Below are 645 nucleotides of genomic sequence, written 5' to 3' on the forward strand. Positions count from 1 at the left end.
AAGCGGTTCACCGTTAATCAACAAAACCAAGGTAGCCCAATGGCTGCCTTGGTCCTTTGTCTACAGACAATGACTAGCAGCAAATAAACCCTACATTGAAGGTTTTCAGAAGTACCTTCGGAGAGAGCGATGAAAGAACAAACAGCATTAAAGAAAGTCGCAGAAATGGCACGATTAGCTGACAGCTATGTCAGCGCTTGGGGAGACGAAGCATTGGTCTCCGAAGAAACGCTACGCCGCCTGCTCAACTTTCTTGGCTATGACACTAGCAGCGATGAAAACTACTGGCTTCAGCTGAGAAAAACACAAGAAAGACGTATTAGCGCCAGTATTGGTATTGCGTGATGGCGATCCGGTGGAAGTGGAACTGAATCTTGGCACCAGTGCGCGTGAAAGCGAGTTCAACTGGCGTTTAGAAACAGAACAAGGAGAGGTACTGGAAGGCTATCTTCAGTCACAGATTGTTCGCGATGAAACGTGCCGAGGGGTGCGCCCTCTATGTCGTTTGCCCTGACCAAAAGATTTGGCTTGGGGTTATCACAAACTATACGTGAGCCGTAAGCGTCGTAAAGCACCGTATGAAATGGCGTTGATTATCACGCCACGCGCTTGTTTCAAACAAGATCTCTAGAGCTGAACAAAAAA

The 645-nt window shown here is 47.4% G+C and carries 1 pseudogene; it reads left to right on the forward strand.

Features of this window, described 5'->3' with window-relative positions:
- Positions 1-129: 129 nt before the first annotated feature.
- Positions 130-622: pseudogene (locus tag CIK04_RS26925) on the forward strand (4-alpha-glucanotransferase); the annotation flags it as partial.
- Positions 623-645 lie beyond the last annotated feature (23 nt).

Source organism: Vibrio sp. 03_296 (genome assembly GCF_002265885.1).